The organism is Streptomyces daghestanicus, from assembly GCF_020521275.1.
Classification (GTDB): Bacteria; Actinomycetota; Actinomycetes; order Streptomycetales; family Streptomycetaceae; genus Streptomyces; species Streptomyces griseoviridis.
In genome coordinates, this window is sequence record NZ_BNDX01000008.1 from 1 (window position 1) to 25,573 (window position 25,573).

General features: G+C 72.8%; 18 protein-coding genes and 2 pseudogenes. 13 read left to right on the forward strand and 7 right to left on the reverse strand.

Annotation, left to right across the window (positions count from 1 at the left end; translation table 11 throughout):
• Positions 1-725: GntR family transcriptional regulator (locus tag Sdagh_RS09505; RefSeq protein WP_372478432.1), on the reverse strand; the 725-nt coding region annotated here is incomplete at its 3' end.
• A 155-nt stretch (positions 726-880) separates the two neighbouring features.
• On the opposite strand from Sdagh_RS09505, the gene Sdagh_RS09510 reads away from it, so the two are divergent.
• Together Sdagh_RS09510 and Sdagh_RS09515 are read left to right on the forward strand one after the other, a co-directional pair.
• Positions 881-1,732: a (2Fe-2S)-binding protein gene (locus Sdagh_RS09510; RefSeq protein ID WP_190011214.1), complete on the forward strand. Its 852-nt coding sequence runs from the start codon at positions 881-883 to the stop codon at positions 1,730-1,732.
• Between the two features lie 327 nt (positions 1,733-2,059).
• A complete protein-coding gene (locus Sdagh_RS09515) occupies positions 2,060-3,109 on the forward strand; it encodes a DUF2637 domain-containing protein (RefSeq protein WP_189423518.1) in 1,050 nt (349 codons plus the stop codon).
• 82 nt (positions 3,110-3,191) lie between these two features.
• On the opposite strand, the gene Sdagh_RS09520 is transcribed toward Sdagh_RS09515, so the two are convergent.
• The 3 genes from Sdagh_RS09520 to Sdagh_RS09530 all read right to left on the reverse strand — a co-directional run bounded on the left by Sdagh_RS09520 (position 3,192) and on the right by Sdagh_RS09530 (position 7,219).
• A complete protein-coding gene (locus tag Sdagh_RS09520) occupies positions 3,192-3,608 on the reverse strand; it encodes an ATP-binding protein (RefSeq protein ID WP_226535304.1) in 417 nt (138 codons plus the stop codon).
• A 235-nt stretch (positions 3,609-3,843) separates the two neighbouring features.
• A complete protein-coding gene (locus tag Sdagh_RS09525; RefSeq protein WP_189423516.1) occupies positions 3,844-5,586 on the reverse strand; it encodes a pyruvate dehydrogenase in 1,743 nt (580 codons plus the stop codon).
• 28 nt (positions 5,587-5,614) lie between these two features.
• The gene (locus tag Sdagh_RS09530; protein ID WP_190077728.1) at positions 5,615-7,219 is read right to left on the reverse strand and encodes a protein phosphatase 2C domain-containing protein; all 1,605 of its coding nucleotides are present in this window, start codon (positions 7,217-7,219) and stop codon (positions 5,615-5,617) included.
• A gap of 258 nt (positions 7,220-7,477) precedes the next feature.
• Here Sdagh_RS09530 and Sdagh_RS09535 point away from each other — a divergent pair, with 258 nt between their 5' ends.
• Complete coding sequence (locus Sdagh_RS09535) at positions 7,478-8,461, forward strand: helix-turn-helix domain-containing protein (RefSeq protein WP_190011216.1); 984 nt, start codon at positions 7,478-7,480, stop codon at positions 8,459-8,461.
• A gap of 53 nt (positions 8,462-8,514) precedes the next feature.
• Complete coding sequence (locus Sdagh_RS09540; RefSeq protein ID WP_226534964.1) at positions 8,515-8,997, forward strand: DUF456 domain-containing protein; 483 nt, start codon at positions 8,515-8,517, stop codon at positions 8,995-8,997.
• Between the two features lie 23 nt (positions 8,998-9,020).
• On the opposite strand, the pseudogene Sdagh_RS09545 reads toward Sdagh_RS09540, so the two are convergent.
• The 3 genes and pseudogenes from Sdagh_RS09545 to rsgA all read right to left on the reverse strand — a co-directional run.
• Positions 9,021-9,509: pseudogene (locus Sdagh_RS09545) on the reverse strand (methylated-DNA--[protein]-cysteine S-methyltransferase); the annotation flags it as partial.
• 3 nt (positions 9,510-9,512) lie between these two features.
• Complete coding sequence (locus Sdagh_RS09550) at positions 9,513-10,892, reverse strand: bifunctional transcriptional activator/DNA repair enzyme AdaA (protein WP_190077729.1); 1,380 nt, start codon at positions 10,890-10,892, stop codon at positions 9,513-9,515.
• Between the two features lie 67 nt (positions 10,893-10,959).
• Positions 10,960-12,069 carry a ribosome small subunit-dependent GTPase A gene (gene rsgA / locus Sdagh_RS09555; RefSeq protein WP_189423505.1) on the reverse strand — a complete coding sequence of 370 codons (1,110 nt, stop codon included), beginning with the start codon at positions 12,067-12,069 and terminating at the stop codon, positions 10,960-10,962.
• A 448-nt stretch (positions 12,070-12,517) separates the two neighbouring features.
• On the opposite strand from rsgA, the pseudogene Sdagh_RS09560 reads away from it, so the two are divergent.
• From Sdagh_RS09560 to Sdagh_RS09600, 9 genes and pseudogenes are all read left to right on the forward strand, one after another.
• Positions 12,518-12,727, forward strand: a pseudogene (locus tag Sdagh_RS09560) (transposase family protein); the annotation flags it as partial.
• Between the two features lie 456 nt (positions 12,728-13,183).
• A complete protein-coding gene (locus tag Sdagh_RS09565; RefSeq protein WP_190077730.1) occupies positions 13,184-16,174 on the forward strand; it encodes a DUF6603 domain-containing protein in 2,991 nt (996 codons plus the stop codon).
• Between the two features lie 28 nt (positions 16,175-16,202).
• Positions 16,203-17,906, forward strand: coding sequence for a hypothetical protein (locus tag Sdagh_RS09570; protein WP_190077731.1), 1,704 nt, complete (start codon positions 16,203-16,205; stop codon positions 17,904-17,906).
• A gap of 18 nt (positions 17,907-17,924) precedes the next feature.
• Complete coding sequence (locus Sdagh_RS09575) at positions 17,925-18,725, forward strand: hypothetical protein (protein ID WP_190077732.1); 801 nt, start codon at positions 17,925-17,927, stop codon at positions 18,723-18,725.
• On the forward strand, positions 18,722-19,444 hold the full coding sequence (locus tag Sdagh_RS09580) for a hypothetical protein (RefSeq protein WP_189423499.1): 723 nt from the start codon (positions 18,722-18,724) through the stop codon (positions 19,442-19,444). The genes Sdagh_RS09575 and Sdagh_RS09580 overlap by 4 nt, the downstream gene beginning before the upstream one ends.
• Before the next feature lie 84 nt (positions 19,445-19,528).
• Positions 19,529-22,246 (forward strand): hypothetical protein, encoded by a 2,718-nt coding sequence (locus tag Sdagh_RS09585; protein WP_189423497.1) that lies wholly within the window; start codon positions 19,529-19,531, stop codon positions 22,244-22,246.
• The gene (locus Sdagh_RS09590; RefSeq protein WP_190077733.1) at positions 22,243-23,556 is read left to right on the forward strand and encodes a hypothetical protein; all 1,314 of its coding nucleotides are present in this window, start codon (positions 22,243-22,245) and stop codon (positions 23,554-23,556) included. Before Sdagh_RS09585 ends, Sdagh_RS09590 begins: the two co-directional genes overlap by 4 nt.
• Entirely contained in the window at positions 23,553-24,767 is a 1,215-nt protein-coding gene (locus Sdagh_RS09595; RefSeq protein ID WP_190077734.1) for a hypothetical protein, read from the forward strand. Before Sdagh_RS09590 ends, Sdagh_RS09595 begins: the two co-directional genes overlap by 4 nt.
• Complete coding sequence (locus Sdagh_RS09600) at positions 24,764-25,555, forward strand: hypothetical protein (protein WP_190077735.1); 792 nt, start codon at positions 24,764-24,766, stop codon at positions 25,553-25,555. The genes Sdagh_RS09595 and Sdagh_RS09600 overlap by 4 nt, the downstream gene beginning before the upstream one ends.
• Positions 25,556-25,573 lie beyond the last annotated feature (18 nt).

Sequence of the window (25,573 nt, forward strand, 5' to 3'; positions counted from 1 at the left end):
TGGTCGGCGGCGGTCAGCGCGTCCAGCAGCGCGGTGTGCTCACGGGCGTCCGCGACCAGGTCGGCCCGGCCGCGCCCGGCGGGGCCGCCGGCCGGCGGCCACTGGGCCCGGCGGTGCAGGTCGTCGGCGATCCGGACGAGCTGCTCGTTGCCGGCCAGCGCCAGCACCGCCCGGTGGAAGGCCCGGTCGGCCTCGGCGTAGGTGGCGCGGCTGCCCGCGGCGGCGGCCCGGACGGTCGCCTCGGCCAGCGGGCGCAGCTCGGCCCAGCGTTCGGCGGGGACCGTGCGGGCGAGCCGCAGCAGGACGGGGACCTCGATCAGCGCCCGTATCTCGGCCAGTTCGGCCAGCTCGCGGGCGCCCCGCTCGACGACCCGGAACCCCCGGTTAGGCACCACCTCGACGGCGCCCTCCTGCGCGAGCTGCTGCATCGCCTCCCGGACGGGCGTGGCCGAGACCCCGAACCGCTCGCCGAGCGCCGGCGCCGAGTAGACCTCGCCGGGCCGCAGCTCCCCCGCGACCAGCGCGGTGCGCAGCGCGTCCAGGACCTGCCCGCGCACGGAGGACCGCCGCACCAGGGTCCGGGCGCGCCGCGGCGCGGGTCCGGCGTGGGTGTGCTCTCCGCGTACGGGCGCCGGAACCGTCGGCGCGGTCCGTACGGCGGGCGTCCCCGTCCCGGCGGAGCCACCGCTCCGCGTGCCCTCCCTCACGGGGTCCACGGGGTCCACGCAGTCCTCCTGGGGACGTGTCGGTACTTGGGGTCATTACGACGGGTTGTTACTCGTCCGTCAAGCACCCTAGGCGCACATCGCGTCAGTTCAAATCCGGAGAATGTTCGGTAAGGTGAGGCTTACCTCTCGACCGACCGGATCGGTGGTTCCGCGTGCCCGTGCCCCGTTCGTCCGTCACGGACTCCTACGCCCGCCTGCGCGAGGTGCTGCCCTCGCTGGCCGTCACCGAGCTGACCGCCGACGAGGCGCTGCCCGACGGCGGCGGCTGGGTGCCGGCCACCGCGCTCGCCGAGGGCGGAACCGCCCTGGAGGCGTTCCTGGCCTGGGACGAGGCCCAGGTGGCCCGGGACTACGGGCAGCGGGCGCGGCCGGACGTGATCGCGACCTTCGGGCTGCACCGCTACGCCTGGCCCGCCTGCCTGCTGTTCACGGTCCCCTGGTTCCTGCACCGCCGCGTCCCCCGGCTGCCCGCGGCCCACGTCGCCTACGACCGCGCGGCCGCCGGGCTGCCGCTGGGCCGCCTGGCCGTGCGGGTCGACGGCTTCGCCTGTCTGCCCGGCGATCCGGCCGCCGCGCTGCCGGGCGCCCGGGTCGTCGCGGACGAGGAGGCGCTCCGCGCCGAGCTGCGCGCCGCCGTCGCGGACCACCTGACACCGGTACTGGCCGGATTCGGCCCCCGGATGCGCCGGCGCGGGCGGGCCTTGTGGGGCATGGCGACCGACGAGGTCGTGGAGGGCCTGTGGTACGTCGCCCATCTGCTGGGCGAGGAGGAGCCGGAGCGCGCCCGCCGCGAGCTGGAGCTGCTGCTGCCGGGGGCGACCCGGCCCTACGTCGGCACCGCGGCGTTCCGGGAGCTGACCGGGCCGGACGGGGAGAAGCTGCCCACCCGGGACCGGGCGAGCTGCTGCATGTTCTACACGCTGCGCCCCGAGCAGATCTGCGCGGCCTGCCCGCGCGTCCCCGAGGCGGACCGCGTCGGCCGGCTCCTCGCCCAGGCGGGCTGACGCGGCGGGGTCGGCGTTCGACCGGGGCCGTGGGCCACCGCGCCCCGCGGGACCCCGTAAGATCATCCGCGCGGGCGGCCCCCGTACCGTCACCACCGATTCACACCTTCCCCATGGGGCGCCGCAAGTTTCCACGGAACCACCCGTACGGGTATCCTTGTTCGAACTCAAATCCCGCGCCCCAAGCGCTAGTTCGAGCAGAGCGCCGCCCCGGACCGTCCCCGCGCACTCCCTTGGCGGCCTCTTGCCCCGAAAACCCCTGAGGGCAGGCGGGATTGGGCCACTATGGCGGGCGTTACGCCCTATCCCAATGCAAGGGACCCCTAGATGAGACTGACCGACATATCGCTGAACTGGCTGCTTCCGGGCGCCGTGCTGCTCCTGGGCGTGCTGGCGGCGGTGGCGGTGCTCGCGCGCGGCAAGCGCTCCTCGGGGAAGGACACGAGCGCGGACGACTCGTGGGAGCGTGCCGAGGAGCGCCGCAGGCGCAAGGAGGCCCTGTACGGAACGTTCTCCTACATCCTCCTCTTCTGCTGTGCCGCCGTCGCCGCGGCCCTCTCCTTCCACGGTCTGGTCGGGTTCGGCGAGCAGAACCTCGGCCTGACGGACGGCTGGCAGTACCTGGTGCCGTTCGGCCTGGACGGGGCGGCGATGTTCTGCTCCGTCCTCGCGGTGCGCGAGGCCAGCCACGGTGACGCGGCGCTCGGCTCCCGCATACTGGTGTGGACGTTCGCCCTCGCCGCGGCCTGGTTCAACTGGGTGCACGCGCCCCGGGGCATCGGCCACGCGGGCGCCCCGCACTTCTTCGCGGGCATGTCCCTGTCGGCGGCCGTGCTGTTCGACCGGGCGCTGAAGCAGACCCGCCGGGCCGCGCTGCGCGAGCAGGGCCTGGTGCCGCGTCCGCTGCCGCAGATCCGTATCGTCCGCTGGCTGCGCGCTCCCCGGGAGACGTACCGCGCCTGGTCGCTGATGCTCCTGGAGGGCGTGCGCAGCCTGGACGAGGCGGTCGAGGAGGTGCGCGACGACAAGCGCAAGAAGGACGAGGCGAAGCAGCGCCGGCGCGAGCACGAGCGCATGGAGCGGGCGCAGTTGAAGGCCATCAGCCGCGGTCACCGCAGCTTCCCGGGGCGTGGGGGACGCCAGGTGGAGGTCGAGGTGCAGGCCGTGGAGCGCGGCTCCGACCAGACCGCCGCGGAGCCTGCCATAGGGGCTCCGGAGCCGCTGCCCGCACGCCGCCGTCTTCCCTCGCTGCAGCCCGCGCGCGGCGCGGGTGACCCGGTCACCGTGGACCTCACCGCGGAGGACGACACCCAGGCGCTGCCGCGTCTGGACTCCCTGGAGCGCAAGCTCAAGGACCTCGAGCAGCAGTTCGGCTGACCGCCGGAGGCAGCCGGGTGGACAGGGGCGCGGCCCGCGGGCCGCGCCCCTGTCGCGTTCCGTTCCCGTGGCGGGCGCGCGGTCAGGCGGTGCCCGCCTCCAGCTCGAACCAGACGGACTTGCCCACGGCGTGCGCCCGGACGCCCCAGGCGTCGGCCAGGGACTGCACCAGCATCAGGCCCCGGCCGTGCGTGCTGTCGGCGGCGTCCACGGCGCGCGGCCGGGGACGCAGGGAGACGAGGTCCCGCACCTCCACCCGCAGCGCCCGGGGTCCCACGACGGCCGTCAGGACCGCGTCGTGGTCGGTGTGCACCAGCGCGTTGGTGACCAGTTCGCTGGCGAGCAGCTCCGCGACCTCCGACCCGCCGGGCCACTCCCGGTGCCGCAGCAGTTCACGCAGCGCCCGGCGTGCCTCGGACACCGCCCCCAGATCGGAGCGCCGGAGCCTGCGCCTGAGCTGAGGCGCCGCGTCCATGCTGTCGTCGGCCTTCTCCTCCACCGCTTCGCCCACCGGGCGGACGCCCGCCGTGGCGGCGCCTCCCCCGTGTACCCGCATTGCCATGTCCCCCACTCGCGTGCCGGTGCCGGATTCCCCGTATGTCCTCGCGCTCGAACACGTTCACGGGAGTCCATGCCCCGTCCGGAGCCGGGCAGTCGTCCGGATACCCCGGGGGCCGGGTGTTCGGCCACGGAAATGGCCGAACACCCGGGCTTGCGCGGCGGCCGCGGGTGCCTTACGGGCGGGGCATGTTGCGCAGGTTGGAGCGGGCCATCTGGAGCATGCGGCCGACCCCGCCGTCCAGCACGATCTTGGAGGCGGAGAGGGCGAATCCGGTCACCATGTCGGCGCTGATCTTCGGCGGGATCGACAGGGCGTTGGGGTCGGTGACGACGTCGACGAGGGCCGGGCCCTTGTGCCTGAACGCCGCCTTCAGGGCGCCCGCGAGGTCCTTGGGCTTCTCCACCCGCACCCCGTAGGCGCCGCACGCCTCGGCGACGGCGGCGAAGTCGGGGTTGGTGTTGGCGGTGCCGTGCGAGGGGAGCCCGGCGACCAGCATCTCCAACTCGACCATGCCGAGCGAGGAGTTGTCGAACAGCACGACCTTCACCGGCAGGTCGTACTGGACGAGGGTGAGGAAGTCGCCCATCAGCATGGAGAAGCCGCCGTCCCCCGACATGGCGACGACCTGCCGCTTCCGGTCGGTGAACTGGGCGCCGATGGCCATCGGCAGCGCGTTGGCCATCGACCCGTGCGAGAACGAGCCGATGATCCGCCGCCGTCCGTTGGGCGAGATGTACCGGGCCGCCCAGACGTTGCACATGCCGGTGTCGACGGTGAAGACGGCGTCGTCGGCGGCGATCTCGTCCAGCACCGAGGCGACGTACTCCGGGTGGATCGGCGTGTGCTTCTCGACCTTGCGGGTGTACGCCTTGACCACGCCCTCCAGGGCGTCCGCGTGCTTCTTCAGCATGCGGTCGAGGAACTTGCGGTTCTTCTTCTCCTTCACCCGCGGGATCAGACAGCGCAGCGTCTCCTTGGCGTCGCCCCACACCGCGAGGTCGAGCTTGGAGCGGCGGCCCAGGTGCTCCGGACGGACGTCGATCTGGGCGATCTTCACGTCGTCGGGCAGGAAGGCGTTGTACGGGAAGTCCGTGCCGAGCAGGATCAGCAGGTCGCACTCGTGGGTGGCCTCGTAGGCGGCGCCGTACCCGAGCAGACCGCTCATGCCGACGTCGTACGGGTTGTCGTACTGGATCCACTCCTTGCCGCGCAGGGCGTGGCCGACCGGGCTCTTGATCTTGCCGGCGAACTCCATCACCTCGGCGTGCGCGCCCGCCGTGCCGCTGCCGCAGAAGAGGGTGACCTTGTCGGCGTCGTCGATCAGCTTCACCAGGCGGTCGATGACCTCGTCGCCGGGACGGACCGACGGCCGGGCGGTGACCAGCGCGGTCTCGGTGGCGCCCTCCGGCGCGGGCGCGCCGGCGATGTCGCCGGGCAGGGTGACGACGCTGACGCCGGAGCGGCCGACGGCGTTCTGGATGGCGGTGTCCAGCAGGCGGGGCATCTGCTGCGGGCTGGAGACCATCTCGCAGTAGTGGCTGCACTCGCGGAAGAGGTGGTCGGGGTGGGTCTCCTGGAAGTAGCCGAGGCCGATCTCGCTGGAGGGGATGTGCGAGGCCAGGGCGAGGACGGGGGCCATGGAGCGGTGGGCGTCGTACAGGCCGTTGATCAGGTGCAGGTTGCCGGGGCCGCAGGAGCCGGCGCAGGCCGTCAGCCTGCCGGTGATCTGCGCCTCGGCGCCGGCCGCGAAGGCGGCGGTCTCCTCGTGCCGCACATGCACCCAGTCGATGCCGGAATGGCGGCGCACGGCGTCCACGACCGGGTTGAGACTGTCGCCGACGACGCCGTAGAGGCGCTCCACTCCGGCGCGGACGAGGGTGTCGACGAACAGCTCTGCGACGTTCTGTTTGGCCATGCTGTCCATGTACGCACGAACGCCCGGCTCATGCCTCCCATACTGCGGCGGCCGTGCGGTCGTCGGCGTGCCCCTCGGCCCGGGTCCGGGTGTCGCCGAGGAAGGCGGTGAGACCGGGCGGGGTACGGCCGGCCCAGCGCCCGGCGAGCAGCCCGCGCAGTCCGGGCTCGTCCCGCAGGGGGTCCGCGAGTCCGGCGGTGCACAGCAGCAGGACATCACCCGGGCGGGCGAGGGAGGCACGGAACCGGAAGGGTTCGCGGGGCGGCCCGGCGGAAGGGCGCGGGTCCGGGCCCGGGTGCGGGTGCGGGTGCGGGTTCGCCGGCGCGGTGACGCCGAGGTCCAGGGTGAGCCGGTCGCCGTCCGGTGTCCCGGCCGGCGGCGGGCCGAAGCCGGCCACGGGGGCGCCGGTGACGCCGGCGGGCCGGGGCTCCAGGTCCTGCCAGGCGCCGTCCCGCAGCCGGAACAGGCCGCCCGCGCCGACCCCGAAGAACACCCGGGTACGGCAGCGGGGGTCGGCGGGGAGCAGCAGGCAGCGCAGTCCGGCCGTGTACTCCTCGGGCGCCAGGCCCTGTTCGGCGGCGCTGGCGCGGAGCCGGCCGAGGCTGCGGTCGGTGAGGCGGTGCAGGCCGGACTTGAGGTCGCCGCGGCGGGCGGCGCGCAGGTCCTCGACGAGCCGGAGGTGGTCGCGGCCCACGGCCCGGCCGATCCAGCGGCAGACCTCGGCGGCGGCGCGGTGCGCACCGGCGGCGGCGCGGGCGCCGGTGGCCATCGCGACCAGGACCAGGGCGTCGTCGCCCGTGCCGAACCGGGCGGTGAGCAGCGCGTCACGCCGCGGTTCGCCGCGGAAGCGGGCGGAGTCGCCGCGCGCGGAGAGGGCGCGCAGGGTGCAGGACCCGTACCGGGCGCCGTCCAGCACCGTGTCCGGCACCAGGTCGTCCAGGGCGTCGGGATCGGCGGCCGGCAGGGCGACGGGCTCGGCGTCGTAGGCGGGAGGCCCGGAGCCGGCGTGATCCGCGGGGGCGGGGCGATGGAGCGGGGCGGGGCTCACGGCGCCGGGGTCGGCCGGGGGCCAGTCGGCGGGGAGCGGAGGCGGGGGCGAGGCGGGGGGCGGTGGTGCGAGCGGGGCGGGCGGTGGAGGAGTGACCGGGCTCGGCGGTGGGACGGGGCGGGGCGGGGCGGCGGATTCCGGTGAGCCGGTGCGCGGGGCGGGAGGCCGTGGGCCGGCGCTCTCCCGGCCGGTCGGATCAGGGGGTGTGCGGGGCGGATCGAGGGGCGGGGGCACGGACACCGGGCCGCCGGGGGCGCGCCGGTCGGGTCGGGGAGGCCGGTCGGGGGTATCGCGGCGGTCGGGTCGGGCGTCCGGTGCCCCGGCCCCCGGGGCGTACCGGTCCGCTTCCGGCGCCCCGGGACCGGGCCGGCCGGCGTCCGCCGTCCCCGTCCCCGTCTCCGTCTCCGTCTCCGTCTCCGTCTCCGAGGCGAACGGGTCCCCGTCCAGCGCCCCCGTCGCCGAAGCGAACCGGTCGTCCAGGGAGTCGGCCGCCGCCGTGCCCCCCGTGTCGTCGCGGGCGTCGTCGTAGAGTTCCCGCCACCAGTCGTCCTCCCGGCCGTTGGGACGTGCCCCCTGCTGACTCATGCCTCCGATTGTCCACCGCGCGGGCCGGTTGGAAACGGCGCGTCCGCGAAATCCGGCGCCCTGGAAGCCGCCGGGCGGTCCCACCCCCCACGGGAGAACCGCCCGGCGACGGCACGGGCGGCGAACGCGTCGCCGCAGGTCACCTTGGCAGAGTGCCGGGCGGTACGGCGATGATGTGCGCAGGCGGGTTTGCGCCGTGGCCGTTTTCCGCCACGGCGGGCGGCCCGGAGGCTGGGTCCAGGGGAGGGACGGCGTCTGATGCTGGGAGTGCTGGGGCTGGAGGAGGCTCAGGAGTCGGCGTACCGCGTCCTGGTGTCCGTGGGCGCCGCCGACGTGCCCGAGCTGGCCCGGCGGCTGGCGCTCGGCGAGCAGGACACCGAGCGGGCGCTGCGGCGGCTGGAGCAGAACGGTCTGGCGGCCCAGTCGCCCGGCCGGCCGGGCCGCTGGGTCGCGGCGCCGCCCGGCGTGGCGCTGGGCGCGCTGCTCACCCAGCACCGGCACGAACTGGAACGGGCGGAGCTGGCCGCCGCGCTGCTGGCGGAGGAGTACCGGGCGGCGGCGGGCGAGCCCGCGGTGCACGACCTGGTGGAGGTGGTGACCGGCGCGGCGGCGGTCACCCGGCGCTTCCTCCAGCTCCAGCTCGGCGCGGCCGAGGAGGTGTGCGCGCTGGTCACGGGCTCCCCGGTGGCCGTCACCGGCATGGAGAACCACGCGGAGGAGGAGGCGACCGCGCGCGGCGTCCGCTACCGGGCGGTGGTGGAGCGGGCGGTACTGGACCGGCCGGACGGCATCACGGAGCTGACGGCGGCGCTCGACCGCGGCGAGCAGGTACGCGTGGTGGACCGGGTACCGACCAAACTGGTGGTCGCCGACGGCACCCTCGCCCTCGTACCGCTCACCGCCCGCTCCGCCGAACCGGCCGCGCTGGTGGTGCACGCCAGCGGTCTGCTGGAACTGCTCACCGGCCTGTTCGAGACGGTGTGGCGGGAGGCCCTGCCGCTGCGGCTCGGCAGCCGCGGGGTGAGCGAGGACGCCCCGGACGGCCCCGACGCCACCGACCTGGAGATCCTCTCCCTGCTGCTGGCCGGGCTGACCGACGCGAGCGTCGCCAAACAGCTCGACCTGGGGCTGCGTACCGTGCAGCGCCGGGTGAAGCGGCTGATGGAGCTGACCGGGGTGACCACGCGGCTGCAACTGGGCTGGCACGCCTACGAGCGGGGCTGGGTCGCACGGGACCGGTGAGCCGGGCGCGGTCTGCGGAGGCGGCGGCCCGCCGCCCGGGGCACCCTGGTCGGATGGGAGCGGTGGACCTCCTGCTGGTAGGACTGGTCGTCCTGCTGGGACTGTGCGGTGTCCTGCTGCCCGGGATGCCGGGGTCCTGGCTGGTGTGGGCGGCGGTGCTGTGGTGGGCGCTGAAGGACCCCCGGCCGCTGGCCTGGGCGGTGCTGGTGGGCGCGACGGCCGTGCTGCTGCTGTCCCTGGCGGTGCGCTGGGCCCTGCCGTCCCACCGGCTGCGGGCCACGGACTCCGAGGGCCGGCTGACGGTGTACGGCGGCTGCGGCGCCCTCCTCGGTTTCGTGCTGCTTCCCGTGGTGGGCGCCGTCCCCGGCTTCCTCGCCGGCGTCTACCTGGCCGAACGGCACCGCCTGGGCCGTCACGGCGACGCGGTCGCGGCGCTGCGGTCGGCGATGCGCTCGGGCGGCTGGAGCGTGCTGACCGAGCTGTTCGCCTGCCTGCTGATCACCGGGGCCTGGCTGGGCGCGGTGGTCGCGGGCTGATCCCCCAGCGGTCCGGCCCCTGCGAGCACCCCCTCCAGGGTCAGCAGCCGCGTCTTGCGCTCCAGTCCGCCCGCGTACCCGGTCAGCGAGCCGTCGGCGCCGATCACCCGGTGGCAGGGGCGCAGGATCAGCAGCGGGTTGGCGCCGATCGCGCCCCCGACGGCCCGTACGGCGGCCCGGGAGGCGCCGACGCGGGCCGCGATCGCCCCGTAGGTGGTGGTCGTCCCGTAGGGGACCGCGTCCAGGGCCTCCCAGACCGCCGTCCGGAAGGCGGTGCCCTCGGCGCGCAGCGGCAGCCGGAACTCGGTCAGTTCCCCGGCGAAGTACGCGGCGAGCTGCTCGGCGGCCTCCCGGAAGGGACCGGGATCGGACCGGCCCACGCCGTCCTGGACGGTCCTCCCGCCCTTCTGGCCGGGCACGGACAGCGAGGTCAGCGCCCCGTCGGTGGCGGCGGTGAGCAGCAGCGGCCCGAGCGGGCTGCCGATCTCGGTCCAGTACGTGAGGGTGTCCATGAGCTACTCCGACTCTCCTGCTGCGCGCAGGTGGTTCAGGGCGTACGAGCGCCAGGGGCGCCAGGTGCCGGGTGTGTCGAGGCCGGGCGGGGCGACGTCCGGGTCGCCCAGGGCACGGGTGCGGACGGTGGCGATGACGGCAGGGTCCAGGCCGGGCAGCGCGCGCAGGGCGCGGCACGCCTCGTCCCGGTCGGCGCCGGGGTCGAGGCGTACGGCGCCGTCGGCGAGCGCGGCGGCGAGCGGCCCGGCGGGGCCGTCCGGTTCGGCCCCGGCGAGCGCGGCCGGTTCGGGGAACAGGTGGGTGAGCCCGCCGCAGGGCGCGTCGAGCCGCTTGCCGTACGCCCGGACCAGCCGTTCCGCCTCGCGGCGGCCGGTCACCGCCCGGACCGCCAGTTCCTCGGGGTCGACGGCGCCCGGGGAGCGCAGCCCGGGGCGGGCGGCGACCAGCGGGGCGAGGCGGGGGTCGGCACCGAGCCGTTCGTCGACGGCGTACGGGTCGGCGTCGAGGTCGAACAGACGCCGCAGCCGGCGGACGGCGCTGGTCAGGTCGCGCGGGTCGGTGAGGCGCAGCCGCGCGTCGAGCCAGCCGCCGCTGCCGGAGCGCGGCGCGCCGGTCCGCTCGTCGACGGCGGCGACACCGGTGCCGTAGGGCAGCCGGAGGGTGCGCCGGTAGACGCGGCGGCCGGGAGGACCGCTCACCTCCTCCACGCCGGCGACGGCCTCCCGCGCGAGCAGGTCGAAGACGGGGCCGGCCCGGTAGGGGCCCCGGTGGGCGAGCCGCAGCGGTATCGCGCCGGCCGCGGCGGCGGCCGCCCGGTCCCGGGCGGGGGCGGCGGCGCGCAGCGCGCTCGGGGTGTCGGCGTAGACCGCGCGGACGGTGTCGTTGAACTGGCGGACGCTGGCGAAGCCGGCCGCGAAGGCCACCTCGGTGACCGGCATCCCGGTGGTCTGGAGCAGGACGCGCGCGGTGTGCGCGCGCTGGGCGCGGGCCAGGGCGACCGGTCCTGCGCCCAGCTCGGCGGTGAGCTGCCGCTGCACCTGCCGGGCGCTGTAGCCGAGGCGGGCGGCGAGCCCGGTGACACCCTCGCGGTCGACGACGCCGTCGCCGATCAGCCGTACGGCCCGGCCGACGACGTCGGCGCGCACGTCCCACTGGGCCGAGCCGGGCACGGCGTCCGGACGGCACCGCCGGCAGGCCCGGAACCCGGAGCCCTGCGCGGCGGCGGCCGTCGGGAAGAACCGCACGTTGCGGCGGAGCGGCGTACGGGCGGGGCAGCTGGGCCGGCAGTACACGCCGGTCGTCGTCACGCCGAAGAAGAACGCGCCGTCGAACCGTCCGTCCCGGCTGCGCACCGCCTCGTACCTGCTGTCGTCGTCCTCCATGCCGTCCAGTCTCCGTCAGCCGGACGGCTCCGGCTGGCGGAAATCGGACACGGCGTCCAGGTGGCGGCTAGCCGAGGTGCCCCCGCTTGGCCTCCATGGCGGCCCGGCCCAGGGCGCCCCGGCGCTTGTACTCCTTGCGCAGTTCGGCCCGGACCCGGGCGTCGGTCTTGGCGACGATCCGCTGGTTCTCCCGCAGCAGTTTGCGGTAGCTCTCCAGCCGTCGCACGGGCAGCTCACCGGTGTCGACGGCGGCGAGCACCGCGCAGCCCGGTTCGCTCTCGTGGGCGCAGTCGTGGAACCGGCAGTCGGCGCCCAGCTCCTCGATCTCGGCGAAGACCTGACCGACTCCGTGGCCCGCGTCCCACAGTCCGACGCCCCGCAGGCCGGGGGTGTCGATCAGCACGCCGCCGCCGGGCAGCGCGAGGAGGTTGCGGGTGGTCGTGGTGTGCCGCCCCTTGCCGTCGACGTCCCGGGCCGCCCGGACGTCCATGACGTCCGCGCCGAGCAGGGCGTTGGCGAGGGTGGACTTGCCGGCGCCGGACTGCCCGAGCAGGACGGCGGTCCCCCTGCCGACGACGGCTTCGAGGACGTCCAGCCCCTCGCCGAGGGTGGCGCTGACGGTGAGCACCGGCACGCCGGGCGCGCTGGTCTCCACGTCCCGCACGAGGTGCGCCAGCGTCACCGGGTCGGGCACGAGGTCGGCCTTGGTGAGCACGACGGCGGGCTGCGCACCGGACTCCCAGGCCAGTGCGAGGAACCGCTCGACGCGGGCGAGGTCGAGTTCGACGGCGAGGGAGACGGCCACGACGGCGTGGTCGACGTTGGCGGCGAGGATCTGCCCCTCGGACCGCTTGGAGGAGGTGGACCGGACGAACGCCGTGCGGCGCGGGAGCAGCGTCCGCACGTACCGCGGATCACCGCCCTCGGGGTCGACGGCGACCCAGTCCCCCGTGCAGACGACCTTCATCGGGTCGCGGGGGACGACGAACTCGGTGTCGGCCCGGACGGTGCCGCCCGGTGTGACGACGTCGCACCGGCCCCGGTCGACGCGGACGACCCGACCGGGCACGAGCCCCTGCGGGGCGTAGGGGGCGAACTCGTCCTCCCAGCCCGCGTCCCAGCCGTACGGCTGGAGCGGATGCGAGGCGGACGGGCTCGGGAGAGAAGAGGAAGACAAGGGGTGACCCTTCACAAGGGTGGCCCCGGCACCGCGCCCACGGGCACGGAAGAAGGAGTGAGGTCAGCCGGCGGCCACGGAGGTGGACTTGACGAACTTCCGGATGCGGGCAACGCCCGTCGCGGCGACAGCCATCGGTCGACACCTCCAAGATCACGCACAGCGGACAGCAGCGGCACGCGAACGGCCGCGGGAACGAAAGGGAGCCTAGCCACCCGCGCCACCGGTCGCGAGTGGTTTTCCGACCGAGGCCGACCTGCCACGCGTCGGCCCCGACTGGGCTCACCGCCTCGCTGACCGGGACCGGCCGGCACGTGGCCGGACGGCGCACCGGTGTCCGCAACGGGCTCGCTGCGCCCGGCACGGAGAACTCGCGCCACGGACCTTCGTAGTGCCGCTGGACCGCGAAGCGCCGGGTGTGTGCGGCTGCTGCGGAGCCTGCCGGACCAGGTGGGCCCGCAACACGCGCCGGCGCGGGCCCGGTTGCTTCCAGCAGGCGCTGCTCACCCTGGTCCAGCCGCGGAAGAACGAGACGTTCGCGCAGCTCGGAGCCGGTTTCGAGATACCCCGGGCCACCCCATGGCGGTACGTCGACGATACCTGGGACGTGCCGGCCGGCTGGGCGCCTGGCCTTCACGAGGCCCTCACCGGCCTCGGGTCATCGACCGTTGGCCGACGTGCGTCGGTGAACCGGCGCCCAGGGAGCGCACCGGTTCACCGCGCGGGGACCCGTACGGACGGTTCGGGCTCGCGGTCGCGCGGCGGACTGACGAAGGCCCACCTCGCGGCCGACGGCCGCTGCCACCGCGGCGCACGAGGGCGGCGTCACCGCTGGGCCGGACACGCCGAGATGCGGCGGCCATGGATCCGTCCCAGCATGGAATCAGCGGCATACAGCCCTCCTCCACCGCGCCCGCGTGCTGCGCCGAGAGGGACGAGGGCCGTGCTGGACGCGGCCATCACGATCAGCCGCCTCCATCCCCCTGCGGAACCGGCGCGCCCCACCGGCCCAGCCGGCCGCTGTCGCACACCATGACTTTCTGCCGCCGGAGGAACGATGACGGATACGCCGGACAGGTCTGCCGCTGGGGCACTCACGTCGTCGGAAGAGAAGTTGGAGAAGATCAAGAAGGGAGAGACGAAGCTGGACTCGCTTCTCCCCGAGGGATCCGCCGTGCCCCCGCCGTTCACCCTCCAGGTGGCGGATGCGACCCTCAAGGGCCCGCAGTCGGCGGACGACAGGGAGAAGACGTATCTGCTCACCGGCACACTGCGGGCAGAAAAGCCAGGAGACGTCTTCCCGTACGCCCCCGGCAAGGAAGAGCCGGTGGTGCGGCAGCTGCGCCTGACCGTCGTCTCCACGCTCATCAGTCCCGGCCGGGGAAACGCTCGCCGATACGTCGTCCTCATCGACCTGTTGCTCAAGAACGAGAACCGTCCGCTCAGCCAGATTCCGTGGATCGGCGAGCGCATCGGGGGAGAGATCACCGGGGGCCAGCTCTTCGCCGTCACACGCCCGCTGGACAAGGACGCCATCAAGAAGGTCAACGATTACATCAAGAAGTACGGCCCCGAGCCGGACAAGAACGAAAAGCCCGCATCGGTACCGAAGCTGACCGGGCGCAAGGGGAGTGAGTGGGCCAGCGGCTTGTACGTCTCGGCAGGGTGCAAGATCGGCGAGCAGAAGATCCCCCCGGTCACCTTCGCTTTGCGCCGGAAGACGAAGGAGGGCGGCGCCGAGCCGGCGGAGGACGCGCCGGCCGAGCCGGTCACCGACGCCAAGGTGAGCACAGGCAGCAGGATCGAGGTGTCCGCCCGGTATCTGCCGGAGATCCCCGCGGAGAAGAGCCTGCAGAGGGTGGCAGTCCCCGCCGCGGTGCGCGTCACCATGGACACGGTGGTCAAGCAGGGCCCGGTCGAGGTGTCGGCGATCGGCGCCGGAGTGACCCTGCCGTTCGACAAGGACGCCGACCCGCTCCATTTCCTTCCTCCCCTGGAGGGCCTGTCCGTCAACGGCGAGACGAAAGGGAGGAAGGAGAGGGCAGACGACGGAACGAGAAGCGGCATTGCTTTCGCCGGCGCGATCCTCATCGACACCGGAGCCTGGCGGCAGGGTTCCTGGAAGTTCGACGGCATCGTACTGGTATCGACGCCGAAGATCGACGCCCAGCTCGCCGGCTCCTACGCCTATGTGAAACCGAAGAACGATCCGGCGTTCAGCTCCTTCTTCGGCTTCCTCGATGTCAGAGGACTCGGACTCACCTTTCCTCCGGTGACCGTCAACGGTTTCATGGGCGGCGGCGGGTTCAACAGCGCGGTACGCGTCCCCACCGTGGACAAGGCGTGGACCTTCCCGTTCCTCGTGGGTCTGGACAGCGGCACGGTGGACGGTGAGACGAAACCGCATGCCATCTTGAAGAAACTGTGCGGCACGGACTCGCCCAACCCGTGGGTCACCCCCAAGCAGGGACGGTCCTGGGGTGCGCTCGGGATCGACGTGATGGTGAAAGAGGCCGTTCAGGGCCGGCTTCTGGCGTTGTTGGACTGGGGCGGTACAGAGGATTTCACCGCCGCCCTGATCGGCATGCTGACGGCGGAGCTGCCCCGTGCGCCCGAAGGCGACAAGAAGAAGCACAAGCCGTACCTCAGCATCGAGCTGCAGGTCCTGGCCCAGTACGAGCGGGCGTCGGGACAGATAGCGATCGCCACCGAGCTGACGGACAAGAGTTACGTCGTGGACGACGAGTGCAAGGTCACCGGCGGTACCGCCGTGTACTTGTGGACGCGCGGCGAGCACGCGGGCGAGCACGTCATGAGCTGCGGCGGCTACAGCCCGGCGTTCAAGAAGCCGGACCACTACCCCAAGGTGCCGCGGGTCAGCGCGATCCTGAACATCGGCGAATGGATGACCTACCGGCTGGAGGGCTACCTCGCGGGGACCAGCCGCGCGCTGATGCTCGGCGGAGCGCTGTCCCTGGCGAGTGACAGCGGCTGGTGGCGGTGGTGGGTGAGCGCCAGTATCGACATCTGGCACGAGTGGAAGCCCTTCTGGCTGCGCGGCGACATCGGAGTGAGCCTGGGACTGGCCGCGACGCTGCGCAAAGGCCCCGTCAAGTGCAACGTCTCGGGAGAGTTCGGCGTGACCATCGGACTGTGGTGGGCCGAGGACGACCAGGGGCAGATGCACAAGGGCGGGTCGTGGTCGCTGCACGCCTGGGCCCTCGACTTCGACGGCTCGTGGGGAGACCCCCTTCCCGCGGACAAACCAGCCGTCTCCTGGACGGAGTTCCAGCGGCAGTCCGCATCGCCGTTGCAGGTCGGCAACAAGAAGTCCACCAGACTGAGGACCCGCTCATCGGACGACCACGACGCTCCCGCGGCATCCACCGTGTACGACACCGGGGGGTTCGTCTTCGACACCGACGCCGGCGCTCCGGTCAGCACCCTGCGGGTGAACGGCGCGAAGTGGCAGCCGGCCCACGACCCCGACCACAAAGACCACCAGCGCATCGACGATGATCCCGCGACGTGGGACCTCGTCCCGATGGGCAAGGCCGGACGGGGGCTGCGCTCCGAGCACACGCTGACCGTCACGCGTACCGCCACAGCACCTTCCGCGGGATCACCCGCAGCGGACGCGGATGTCGTGCGCGAGCAGGGCTGGCGCATCTACCGGGTGCTGTCCAACCACCCCACCGCGCTGTTCCAGCGCAGCGGCGACAACCTGCCGCTGAACACCGACCGGAACATGGAGCGTGACGTCCTCACCGGTCTGCGGGTGGTGGCCTCCCCGCGCACCTCACCGGCGGCGCTGGAGGTTCCCGAAGCCAACGTCGCGACGACGCCCGTCAAGCTGAAGCGCCACGATGTCCTGCCGCCCGCTGCCACGGCCCCCTCCGGCCCCGAGGCCCGGTGCGCCGACAGTCGGACCCGCACGCGGGTCAGCACCTCCTTGAAGGAGAAGTCCGCGGCTCGTACGGCCCTGATGGCGGAGCTGGAGTCGCTCGGCATCACGGGCTTCGACCACGACAGGGAACTGACCGGTCTGCCGGACCTCGTACGCGACGTGTGGTCCGACCCACCGCTGGTGGCCGCCGGAGCCTGACCGCCCGTCCGATCGAAAGCTGAGGACCATGGCACACCACTTCACCGAGTCCAGGCCCCCGCTGCTCGTGGACCTGCGCGACCAGCGGCTGCCGGCGGCGGAGACGGGCGACTACGAGGCCGAACTGGCTCATCGCTGGGCACCCGCCGCCGGGGCGGACGCCGGGTCCGGCACGGCGCCCGGGGAATACCCGCTGACGCCGGTCACCCATTCCTTCACCGTCACCGCGGCCCGCCGTTGCCTCCCCCCGGACGCGGTCCACACCGTCAACCCGCCCGACGGCGCCAGCGGCCTCTACCACGGCGTCCTGCCGCACATCACGCTGTCCCGCGCCTCCCTGCCCTGGGACCGTGCCCTGAGCAGCTCGCGATCGGTGCCGTTCACCGAGGACTCCGGCACGCCGCGCACGCCCTGGCTGGCGCTGCTCGTCTTCGCAGCCGGGGAGCTGCCCGCGGACCCCGGGGCCGAGGGGCTGCGGCTGCGGCACACCCGCACGGCCGGTACCCGCCCGGCGCGGGAGGAGGTGCAGCGGCCCGACCTCGAGGGCGGGGACGTCGATGAGGACGCCTGGTACACCATCGACGTCCCGCCGGACGTGTTCACGAAAGTCGCCCCTCGTCTGGAGGAGCTGCGCTACCTGGCGCACAGCCGCATCGTCCGTACGGTCAAGAGCGCGGCACCCTGGTACGGGCGGAGGGAGGAGCTGCGGGAGGGGACCTTCGCGGTCGTCCTCGGCAACAGGCTGCCACGCGGCGACGGGCGGTACGTCGCCCATCTGGTGTCCCTGGAAGGCTGGGAGAAGCGCCTCCCACCCGCCGACGCCGGCGACAAGCCGCTGCGCCTGTTCTCGCTGCACGCATGGACGTTCGGCAACCGGCCGGCCGCGAGCCGGGCGGGGTTCGAGCAGACACTGCGTGATCTGGTGCGCTGCGCCGAGCAGGACCCCCACCGCCTGGACCTGGTGCTGCACGCGTCCGGCAAGAAGGCGAACACGCCGGGCGCGGACACGCCCCTGTCGTCCGACCCGTGGCCGCCGTCCGGCCGCCTGAAACACGGCTACGTGCCCGTGCGGTACCAGACGCACTCCGGCGAGGTCATGCCCGCCTGGTACCGGGGCCCGCTCACGCCCTTCACACCCAAGCCGCTGCCCACGCCCGACGGCGGAGGCGCCCGGCGCTTCCGCAGCGCGGAGCAGTGCCACATCTTCATCGACGAGCAAGGCGTCTTCGACATCAGCTACGCCGCCGCCTGGTCGCTGGGCAGGGCGTTGGCACTGGCCGATCCCGAACTGGCGGCGCAGGTGGACCGGGCCCGCACGCACGGCTGGGAGGACCTGCGCGCAGCCGCTGCCTACCTGCGGCTCCATCCCCGCGCCGACCGGGAGGCCCTGGCCCGGCATCTGGAGAGCCGGTCCGGGCCGGCCCGGTTCGCGTCCGTGCTCCGGCAGGGACTGCTGGAGCACCTGGCCGGCGGTGACCGCACCGATGACGGCGACGACCCCGCGGCCACCGCCGCTGCGCACTCCCCGGCCACGGACGCTCGGCCGGCGCACGGGCGTCTGCTGTCCGCGTGGCGGGAACCGCGGGTACGCGAGGTGATCCGCACCCGGATGGCACGCACCCTCGTCCCCGCAGAGGTCGACGAGTACACCCAGGACCTGTCCCTGCTGTGCCCGCCCGCGCCGGAGGACGACCTCGATGCGTACGTGCCGGCCGGCACCGGTCTGACCTGACCCGCGCTGCTGCCGCGGGTGCCGTTCTGCTACCTGGTGCCGGACCGCGGCATGCTCCTGGACCCCGTGCCCCCGGCAGGCCGGCCGCAGTCGTGCCCCGGCCCGCTCGACGACGGCTTCGAAGGGCTCGGCCGGGACGGGTTGCGCCTGTTCACCGTGGACGCCGACTGGCTGAAGTGCCTCCAGGACGGCGCGCTCAGCGTGGGCATCGGCACCGCACTGGACGAGGAACTCACCGACGGACTCAGCCAGGCGCTGCCCGTCTCCACCACTCCCCTCACCGGGCTGCTGCTGAGCACACGGCTGTTGAGCGACTACCCCGATCTGATCGTCGAGGCGAGCGGCACGACGGCGGCGCTGCGCCGGGACATGACCGGTGACGTGCTGATGATGTTGTTCGCCGGGGTCCCCGGCAGCCTCACCTTCCGCGAGCCGGGCCACGGGATCCACTTCGGCTCGGCCGGATCCCCGGACCGGCCGGCCATCGGCCTCAGGCGCTGCACCGTGCGCGAGAGCATCCACAAGGGCACACCGGACCCCGGCAACGGCCAGGTGTTCGGCACCAAGCTGACGCTCGACGACACGCATCTGCGCACACCCGTGTCCGGCGGCCGTCTGCGGGAAGTGCTCGACCTGGGCAGCGGGACCAAGAACGGCACCGGCCTGCTCAGCGATCTGTCCACGGAGCTGAGGAAGAAGCAGCACCACGGCGACACCTTCCCGGACACCCTGAGCCCCGGGCAGTTCGCGCTGCAACTGCTGCGCTCTCCGCTGACCCTCGACCTGACCCGCCGGACCAAGGACGGTGATCCGCGATGACGTCCCCCCACCCCACGCCGATCCTGGTTCCCCTCCGGGTGGACGCCCTCCCCGTCTCCGGCAGCGTCCGCAAGGGCAACTTGTGGCACCGCTGGATGCCGGCCTATTCCAAAGCCGAACGGTTCCAGGATCCGCTGGACATGACCTACGAGGACTTCGACGCGGAGAAGGAGGGCGTCTACCTCCACTGGCGGCTGCCCGGGGCGCTGCGCCGCGGCCGCACGGACCCCGGCGGCACACCCGACTTCCCCACCGTCCCCAACCGCTGGCTGATCGTCCGGCGCTCCGAGACACCGGGCACCGCCCATGGCTGGGTCGTCGAGAGCGACCACGTCGCAGAAGACGGCACCAGTCCCTACCTGCGGTACGGCGACGACGGGAAGCCGCAGGCGACGTTCATCGGCCGTCACACCGAACTGAAGAACAAGGACTCCTGGAGTGAGCCGCGCCCCGACACAGCGCTCTTCCTGACCGCTCTCGGGGCCGGCCTGACCGCCTTCAGCATGTACCAGCCCTACAACGAGGACGTGTTCTCCTTCCACGACCGCCTCACCGGGATCGACCGCACCCAGGACCACACGCTGAGCTACCTGGTCCTGGGCTGGTACTCCCACCTCGCCGGCGACCCCCTGACCCCGCCGCCGGGTTCGGAGGCCACCCTGGACCAGTTGCTGCACGGGCTGGGCTGGTATCTGCAGGCGGGCAGGGTCGACGGTTAGGGCTCCACGCTGTGCTCGGGCACCACGCTCGCGGTGCGGTGGCGTACGGCAGCCGCCCCGGACACCCGGGGGCACGACGACCAGATGCCGAACGCGAAGGCGATCGACGTCGGCTTCGGCCAGACCTGGGCCGACGCCAAGTACGCCCTCGACAACCGCTTCGGCGCGGCCCACGCCGGTGCCGCACCCGAGCGGGCCTGGCTGAACGCTCTCAACGCCTTCCACCACGACACCCTGGAGCACCTGGGGGAAGCCGACGGCGATCTTCGTACCCAGGAGGAGCAGCACCGCCGGGGCTTCTCCCGCTCGGACGGCGGCAGCGTGTGGTCCCAGCGCGCCACCGGCGGCCTCGAACCGGACCCCACCGGGGGCGACGCCACAGGCGGTTCACCGGGGCCACGGCATCTGCACGACCCCAACGACGCTCAGCGGGACCTCGATGCCGCGCTGCGGCGGATCGACGAAGCCCGCCGCAATCTGTTCGAACTGTGGTGGCTGAAGGGCCTCAAGGACAACGGCTACTACACGGGCGACGATTTCGACGACACGGTGTGCCGGCGGCACCGCGAACGCTGGGAGAAGGCGCTCGCGTCGGCGACCGGGGCGGCGCAAGAGGCCCGTGACCGCCTGTCGATCGTTCCGTCCGGCGCCTTCGCCGCGCCGGACCAGGAGTTCCACGAGGTCAGCGATCCCGTCGTCCTCCTCAAGGGCACCAAGGTCACCGACCCCCTCACCGGCGACACGGCACTGGCATGCCGTACCGGCGAGCACACCCTGGACGAGCTGGGTGACCTCAAGCCCGAATCCCCGATGCCCGGCGCCTGGTGTGCCGACGTGCTGCCCGTGCACAACCGGAGCGCCATGCTCAGGGTGCTCACCGAGTTCTCCCTGCTGCACCGGGCGCTCACCCCCGCCGGACCGGCCGCCACGCCGCCGACCACGCTCCAGGACCACCTCGACACCCGTGCGGACGAGGCGGCCGCACGCGGTATCCGCGTCTGGACGCTGCCGTGGATCCCGCTGTACCTGGAGTGGACCCTCCAGTGCCAGCCGCTCGCGTACGCGCGCGACGGCACCCGGTACTGGAGCTTCGACGGCACCCGCTTCCGGCTCGTCGAGAAGCACGCAGCGACGGCGGCCGTCGGCGACGCGGGCGTGCTGTCGGGCAAGAGCCTGCTCACGCCGCTGCCGCAGTACGCCGGCAGCCGGACGGCGGAACAGCACGCCGACAACGCACCCGACCCCGAGCAGGCGCGGGCCTACCGCGAGCTGGCGCGGCTGCTGGGCGAGGGCGACCTGCTGTGCCAGACCCTCAACGGGGTCAACGCCTTCTTCCGGCAGCAGGCCCCGACGGCGCACTTGGCCAGGGGCGCAGCGGCCGCGTACAGCGGCAACGAGGCCCCCAAGCCCACGAAGACCTCACAGCAGCACTTCACGCCGGTCCGCGCCGGACAGGTCAGATTCCTCTCGCTGACCCTGGTGGACGCCTTCGGCCGCAGCGTGGAGATCATCGGCAAGAACAATCACGGCATCCGGGCCATCCACTGCTCCCCGGCCACCCGCCTCAGCTCCGGCTACGTCCACGGGGGGCACGACCGGGCCACCGTCGCGGAGCTTCCGCCCCGGATCGCCCACGGCGCCCGGCTGCGCTTCGACATCCTCGATCCGCACGCCGACCAGCCGCCGTCCGCCTTCCGCCCCGTCCTCAACCCCTTGTGCGGATGGCTGCTGGTCAACCGTGTCGACCACACACTGATCGTCTACCACCCGGACGGTACCGCTTTCGGGCAGGTCCAGATCCACCACCAGCCCTCGGGGCCGGGTGACGTGGTGCGCACCACGGTCTGGCGGGCGCTGCCGCCCCGTCCCCCGGCGGAGACCTGGACACAGGCCCGCGCCGTTCTGCCCCGGCGCCTGGTCCAGCTCCTCGACCCCTTCCTCGCCGTTCCCCGCACACGTACGACCGACGACTTCGATGACCTGCTGAGCCTGATCGACCAGCAGCTCAGCTCGCTCGCCCGCTCGCGGTACGAGCACGACAACGCCGCCGTACTGGCCGGGCGGCCCATCGCGGTGGTCCGCGCCGGACTGCGCCTGGAGACCAACGGCACTCCGCCCGCGGGCGCCAAGAGCTCCTTCGGCCAGGCGGGCGCTCTCAAGCTGGCCGACCACCGGTGGCCCGTCCGTCTGGGAACCGCGGAACTGCCGGAGGACGGACTGGTGGCCTACTGCGACGGTGATGCCGCCGACACCTTGTGGGCCCCTCAGGCCCTGTGGCCCGTACCGCCCGACACCGCCTACATCCGCCGCGTCGTGGACGGGGACCCGGACAGCCAGGACCCCGCGCTGCTGCTGCGGGCGGGTCCCGCCGACGACTCGCTCACCGTCCGGCCGTACCACTGTGTGACGCTCCTGATGGACCCCTGGCAAGGCGTCAGAGCCGTCACGGACATCCTTCCGGTCACCACGCTGCGGCTTCCGGAAGGCCAGGCCAGGCCGGTCCTCAGCCATCTGAAGGTGCCTTTCGCACTCGGCCCCCTGCTGGCCCGTGCCGCCCCCGCGGAACCCGGCCGGCCCCCGGAGGTGGTCATGCCCTGTCCTTCCGGATGGACCGGCACATGGCAGTGGACGCAGCCCCCGCGCACCTCGTCCGGCGGCACGGCATGGAGCGTCCACGGCATCGCTCCGGCCGTCCCCGACACCGATCTGCCGCCGGAGCGCGCACCGGCCCGCGCCGGGTTCCTCCTCAACCTGACCGACCGCCGCCGCCCGCTCGCCGGGAACCGCGAGGAGGCCCCGTGACCGAGCAAGCGCAGTCTCCTCACCGGTCCCCCCGCGGACCGTGGACCGGCGCGACGTGCACCATCGCCCCCGAACCTGCCGTCGTCGGGCACACCGCGGCCCTCACGCTCGCCCTCACCCCCGGCACCACCGGCCCCCCTTCACACACCGGGCAGACCTGTACCGTCATGGTCACCCTCCCGGTCGGCGACAGCGACACGGATCTCGTCAGCGCCGGTGACGCCCGCGCCGTCGACGCCGCGGCGGACGCCGAGGGCTGGCACGTCGACGGGCCGGAGCTCGACGGCTCCCGTCTGCGCCTGACCGCCACCGGGCCGCCAGCCGCGCTCCGCCTGCGGCTCCGCAACCTCAGGCTCAACGCCACCGCCGGCACCGCACGCTGCGCGGTGAGCGTGCGTGCGCCCGGCGCCGCGGGCTTCGAGACGCTGGCCGAACCAGAGGTGACCACCGTCCCCGTGATCACCGGGTTGCGAGCCAAGGACGTGGCGATCCAGAAGAACGCCACTGCCACGTACACATGGAAGATCACCGGGGTCAACACCAAGGACGTGACGTACAGCGGATGTCTGGCCGGCCCTCGGATGAAGCCGGTCTACTACAGCAAGGACCAGCTGAAGCCCAAGGTGCTCGATGACGGCCGATGCTCCTGGGAGAGCCCCGGGCTGGACGACTGGGTCGTCATGTTCTTCCTCACCGCCCACCACGGGGCCGACGCGCACTGCGCGGCGACACCGGTCTTCGTCAAGGACGCCGCCGTCGAGTTCGGTGACCTCGACGCCAAGGGCAGCGTCCGCATCGTCCACCGCGCCCAGGACATCTTCACGGAACTCGAACTGATCGACAGCGCCGAAGACCAGGTCGCCGGGACCGCGCCGGGCGACGGACTCGACCGAAGGAGGAAGGTCAAAGGGGCGGTCAACGGGCGGGACGTGGACACGTACACCGAATTGGTCTTTCCGTATGCGGGGACGGCGACGTCCGACGGGCTGCTCACCATCGCCTACACCGAGGACGAAGGCACGGCATGCCCGTCGCTCCTCCTGGAGATCATCCCGCCGCCACCGGTCCACCGCACCGAGCTGCACACCCGGCAGAACGCGGCGCCTCTCGTCGCTCCGCTCAAGGAGTGGCACATCCAGCCGGACACCACCTTCACCGTCCCCGTCCTCTGCGGCAGCAGCGTGACATTCCACACCCCCCTGTACTGGAAGGGCACGCGGAAGCTCACCACCCAGTGGCACGCCATGGGCGGCGCGCACCCGCTGGGCGGCACGAACACCTCTGCCGGACCAGGTGAGGAGCCGGAATGACACTCCCCACCCCTGTGACGATCCAGGGATACCTGCCCGACCCCAATCCCCTGCTGGCGGGGAAGTCCGGATCGATCCAGGTGAGCTGCCGGCGCGGTGACTACGACGCGAAGACCGGCGCCATCCTCGATCTCGACTTTCCCTTCGGAGCCGGCCCCGGCGCACTGACCACGAAAGACGGCGCGAGAGCGATCAGGCCCAAGGCGACCAACGCCCGTCGCTGGACCTTCGACCAGGTCGCCTTCGACGACAAGAACGGCAGGGCCGCCATCCGGGCCCGGCGAGCATCCACCTGGGACACCAGCGTGCCCGTGGAGCGGATCACCCTGGAGGACATCGCCGTCGGCCTCCCGCCCCACGACACCGACCTCGCGGTCTACCAGGTGTCCAAGGGGGGTGAGAGGCAGCAGAGACTCGCCTCCCACACCCTGCCCAAATCCACCGCGGAGCTGTCCTTCACCGACCTCGAACCTGACGACCCGGTCGTCTCCCGGGGACAGACGACCCGGCTCACCTGGAACCTCACCAGAACCTCCACGGACCCGGTCCTCACCGTCTCCTACGCCGGCACCGGACGCACGCCGTACAGCACCACCGGCCCGAAGAAGTACCAGCAGAACTCCTGGACGACGCCGCGGCTGGACGACCAGGCCGTGGTGTTCGTCGTGACCGCCACCATCGGCGAGGTCGGCCTCTCCCAGTGGACGCAAGTCCACGTACGACGCGGAGCCGCTTCCACCGGGCCGCTCACCGTCACCGGAACCGTCCGCCTGCTCGGTTCCCCCGCCGAGCGGCTCTTCGACGACCTCCTCCTGTCCGTTCCCCAGGCAGGGCTCCGAAAGGCTGAGGGCGTCATCGACGGCAGCCGCCACGTCATCGCTCCGGAGCAGTTCGACGCCTTCTTCGAGAACTGGTACGCGCAGACCCACACCGACGGACTGCTCACCGTCCACTGCGCCGGCGCCTCACCGGAGCGCGGCCATGAAGGGGTCCTGAAGCTCAAGGTCGGCGTCCCGCAAGGGGACGCCACCGAGGACGGTCCTGCCGGGAGCAGGGAGTGGCCGGTCACCAGCCGTACCGCGCTCACCCTCCCCCTGCCCAGGGGCACCGCGCTCACCCTGACCCCGCCCCACTACACCCACTCCCACCTTCTGAGCATGCACTGGACCGCCTTCGGCACCACCGCCTCACCGCGAAAGGGCACCGCATGATGGACAGCGCCCCGAACCCTGTCTACGCCGCCTTCCCCGCCTATGCGGGGCGCGCCCGCGCCACCAAGGCGAACGACCAGGAGCCCGTCGTGTGGTCGATCCACTTCATCCGATGGGTCACCGGCGAGGCACCGCTGGCGCAGCGCCGCTACCTCGACGCGCAAGGCACGTGGCGTACCAGTTGGACGGACACCAAGGGGGTACGCCGCCAGGCGGACCAGGGCTACAGCAGCCTTCTGGACATCTGGCCCGAGCTGAAACGCCCTCTCGGAAGCCAAGTCATGCAGAACCAGACGTTCTGCACCGCCATCGCCGGGCAGCACTCCTTCTCCGACGCGCGCACCGACTTCCACCTGCTGTTCGACACGTATCAGATCCACTTCACGACGGACGCGCGGGGAAGGAAGCGCAACGCCCAGGACCCTGCCAAGAACAAGGAACTCTTCCCCGCGATGAGCAACGGATACGTGCCCTTCTCGGCGGCTGCGAACTTCATCCCCGCATCCGGCGGGAGCAATCAATGGGTCTGCCTGCTGAACGGAAACACGCACAAGAACACCAAGTTCTCGAGCACGGCCATCACGAAGAACTTCCTCACCGTCCGCTCCATCACATCCACCTGGTCGACGGATGCTGCCTTCGCAGGTCCCGGCGGAACAGTCCTCCTGCTGGACCGGAGCAAAAAGCTCTACACGGTCTGCCCCTTGTCCAGCGGAATCTCCGCGGACACGCAACTGTGCTCGACAGGCAACAACATCGCCGTGCCCGACAACATCATCGTGCCCTGAAGGGCCGTCCGGAGTCCG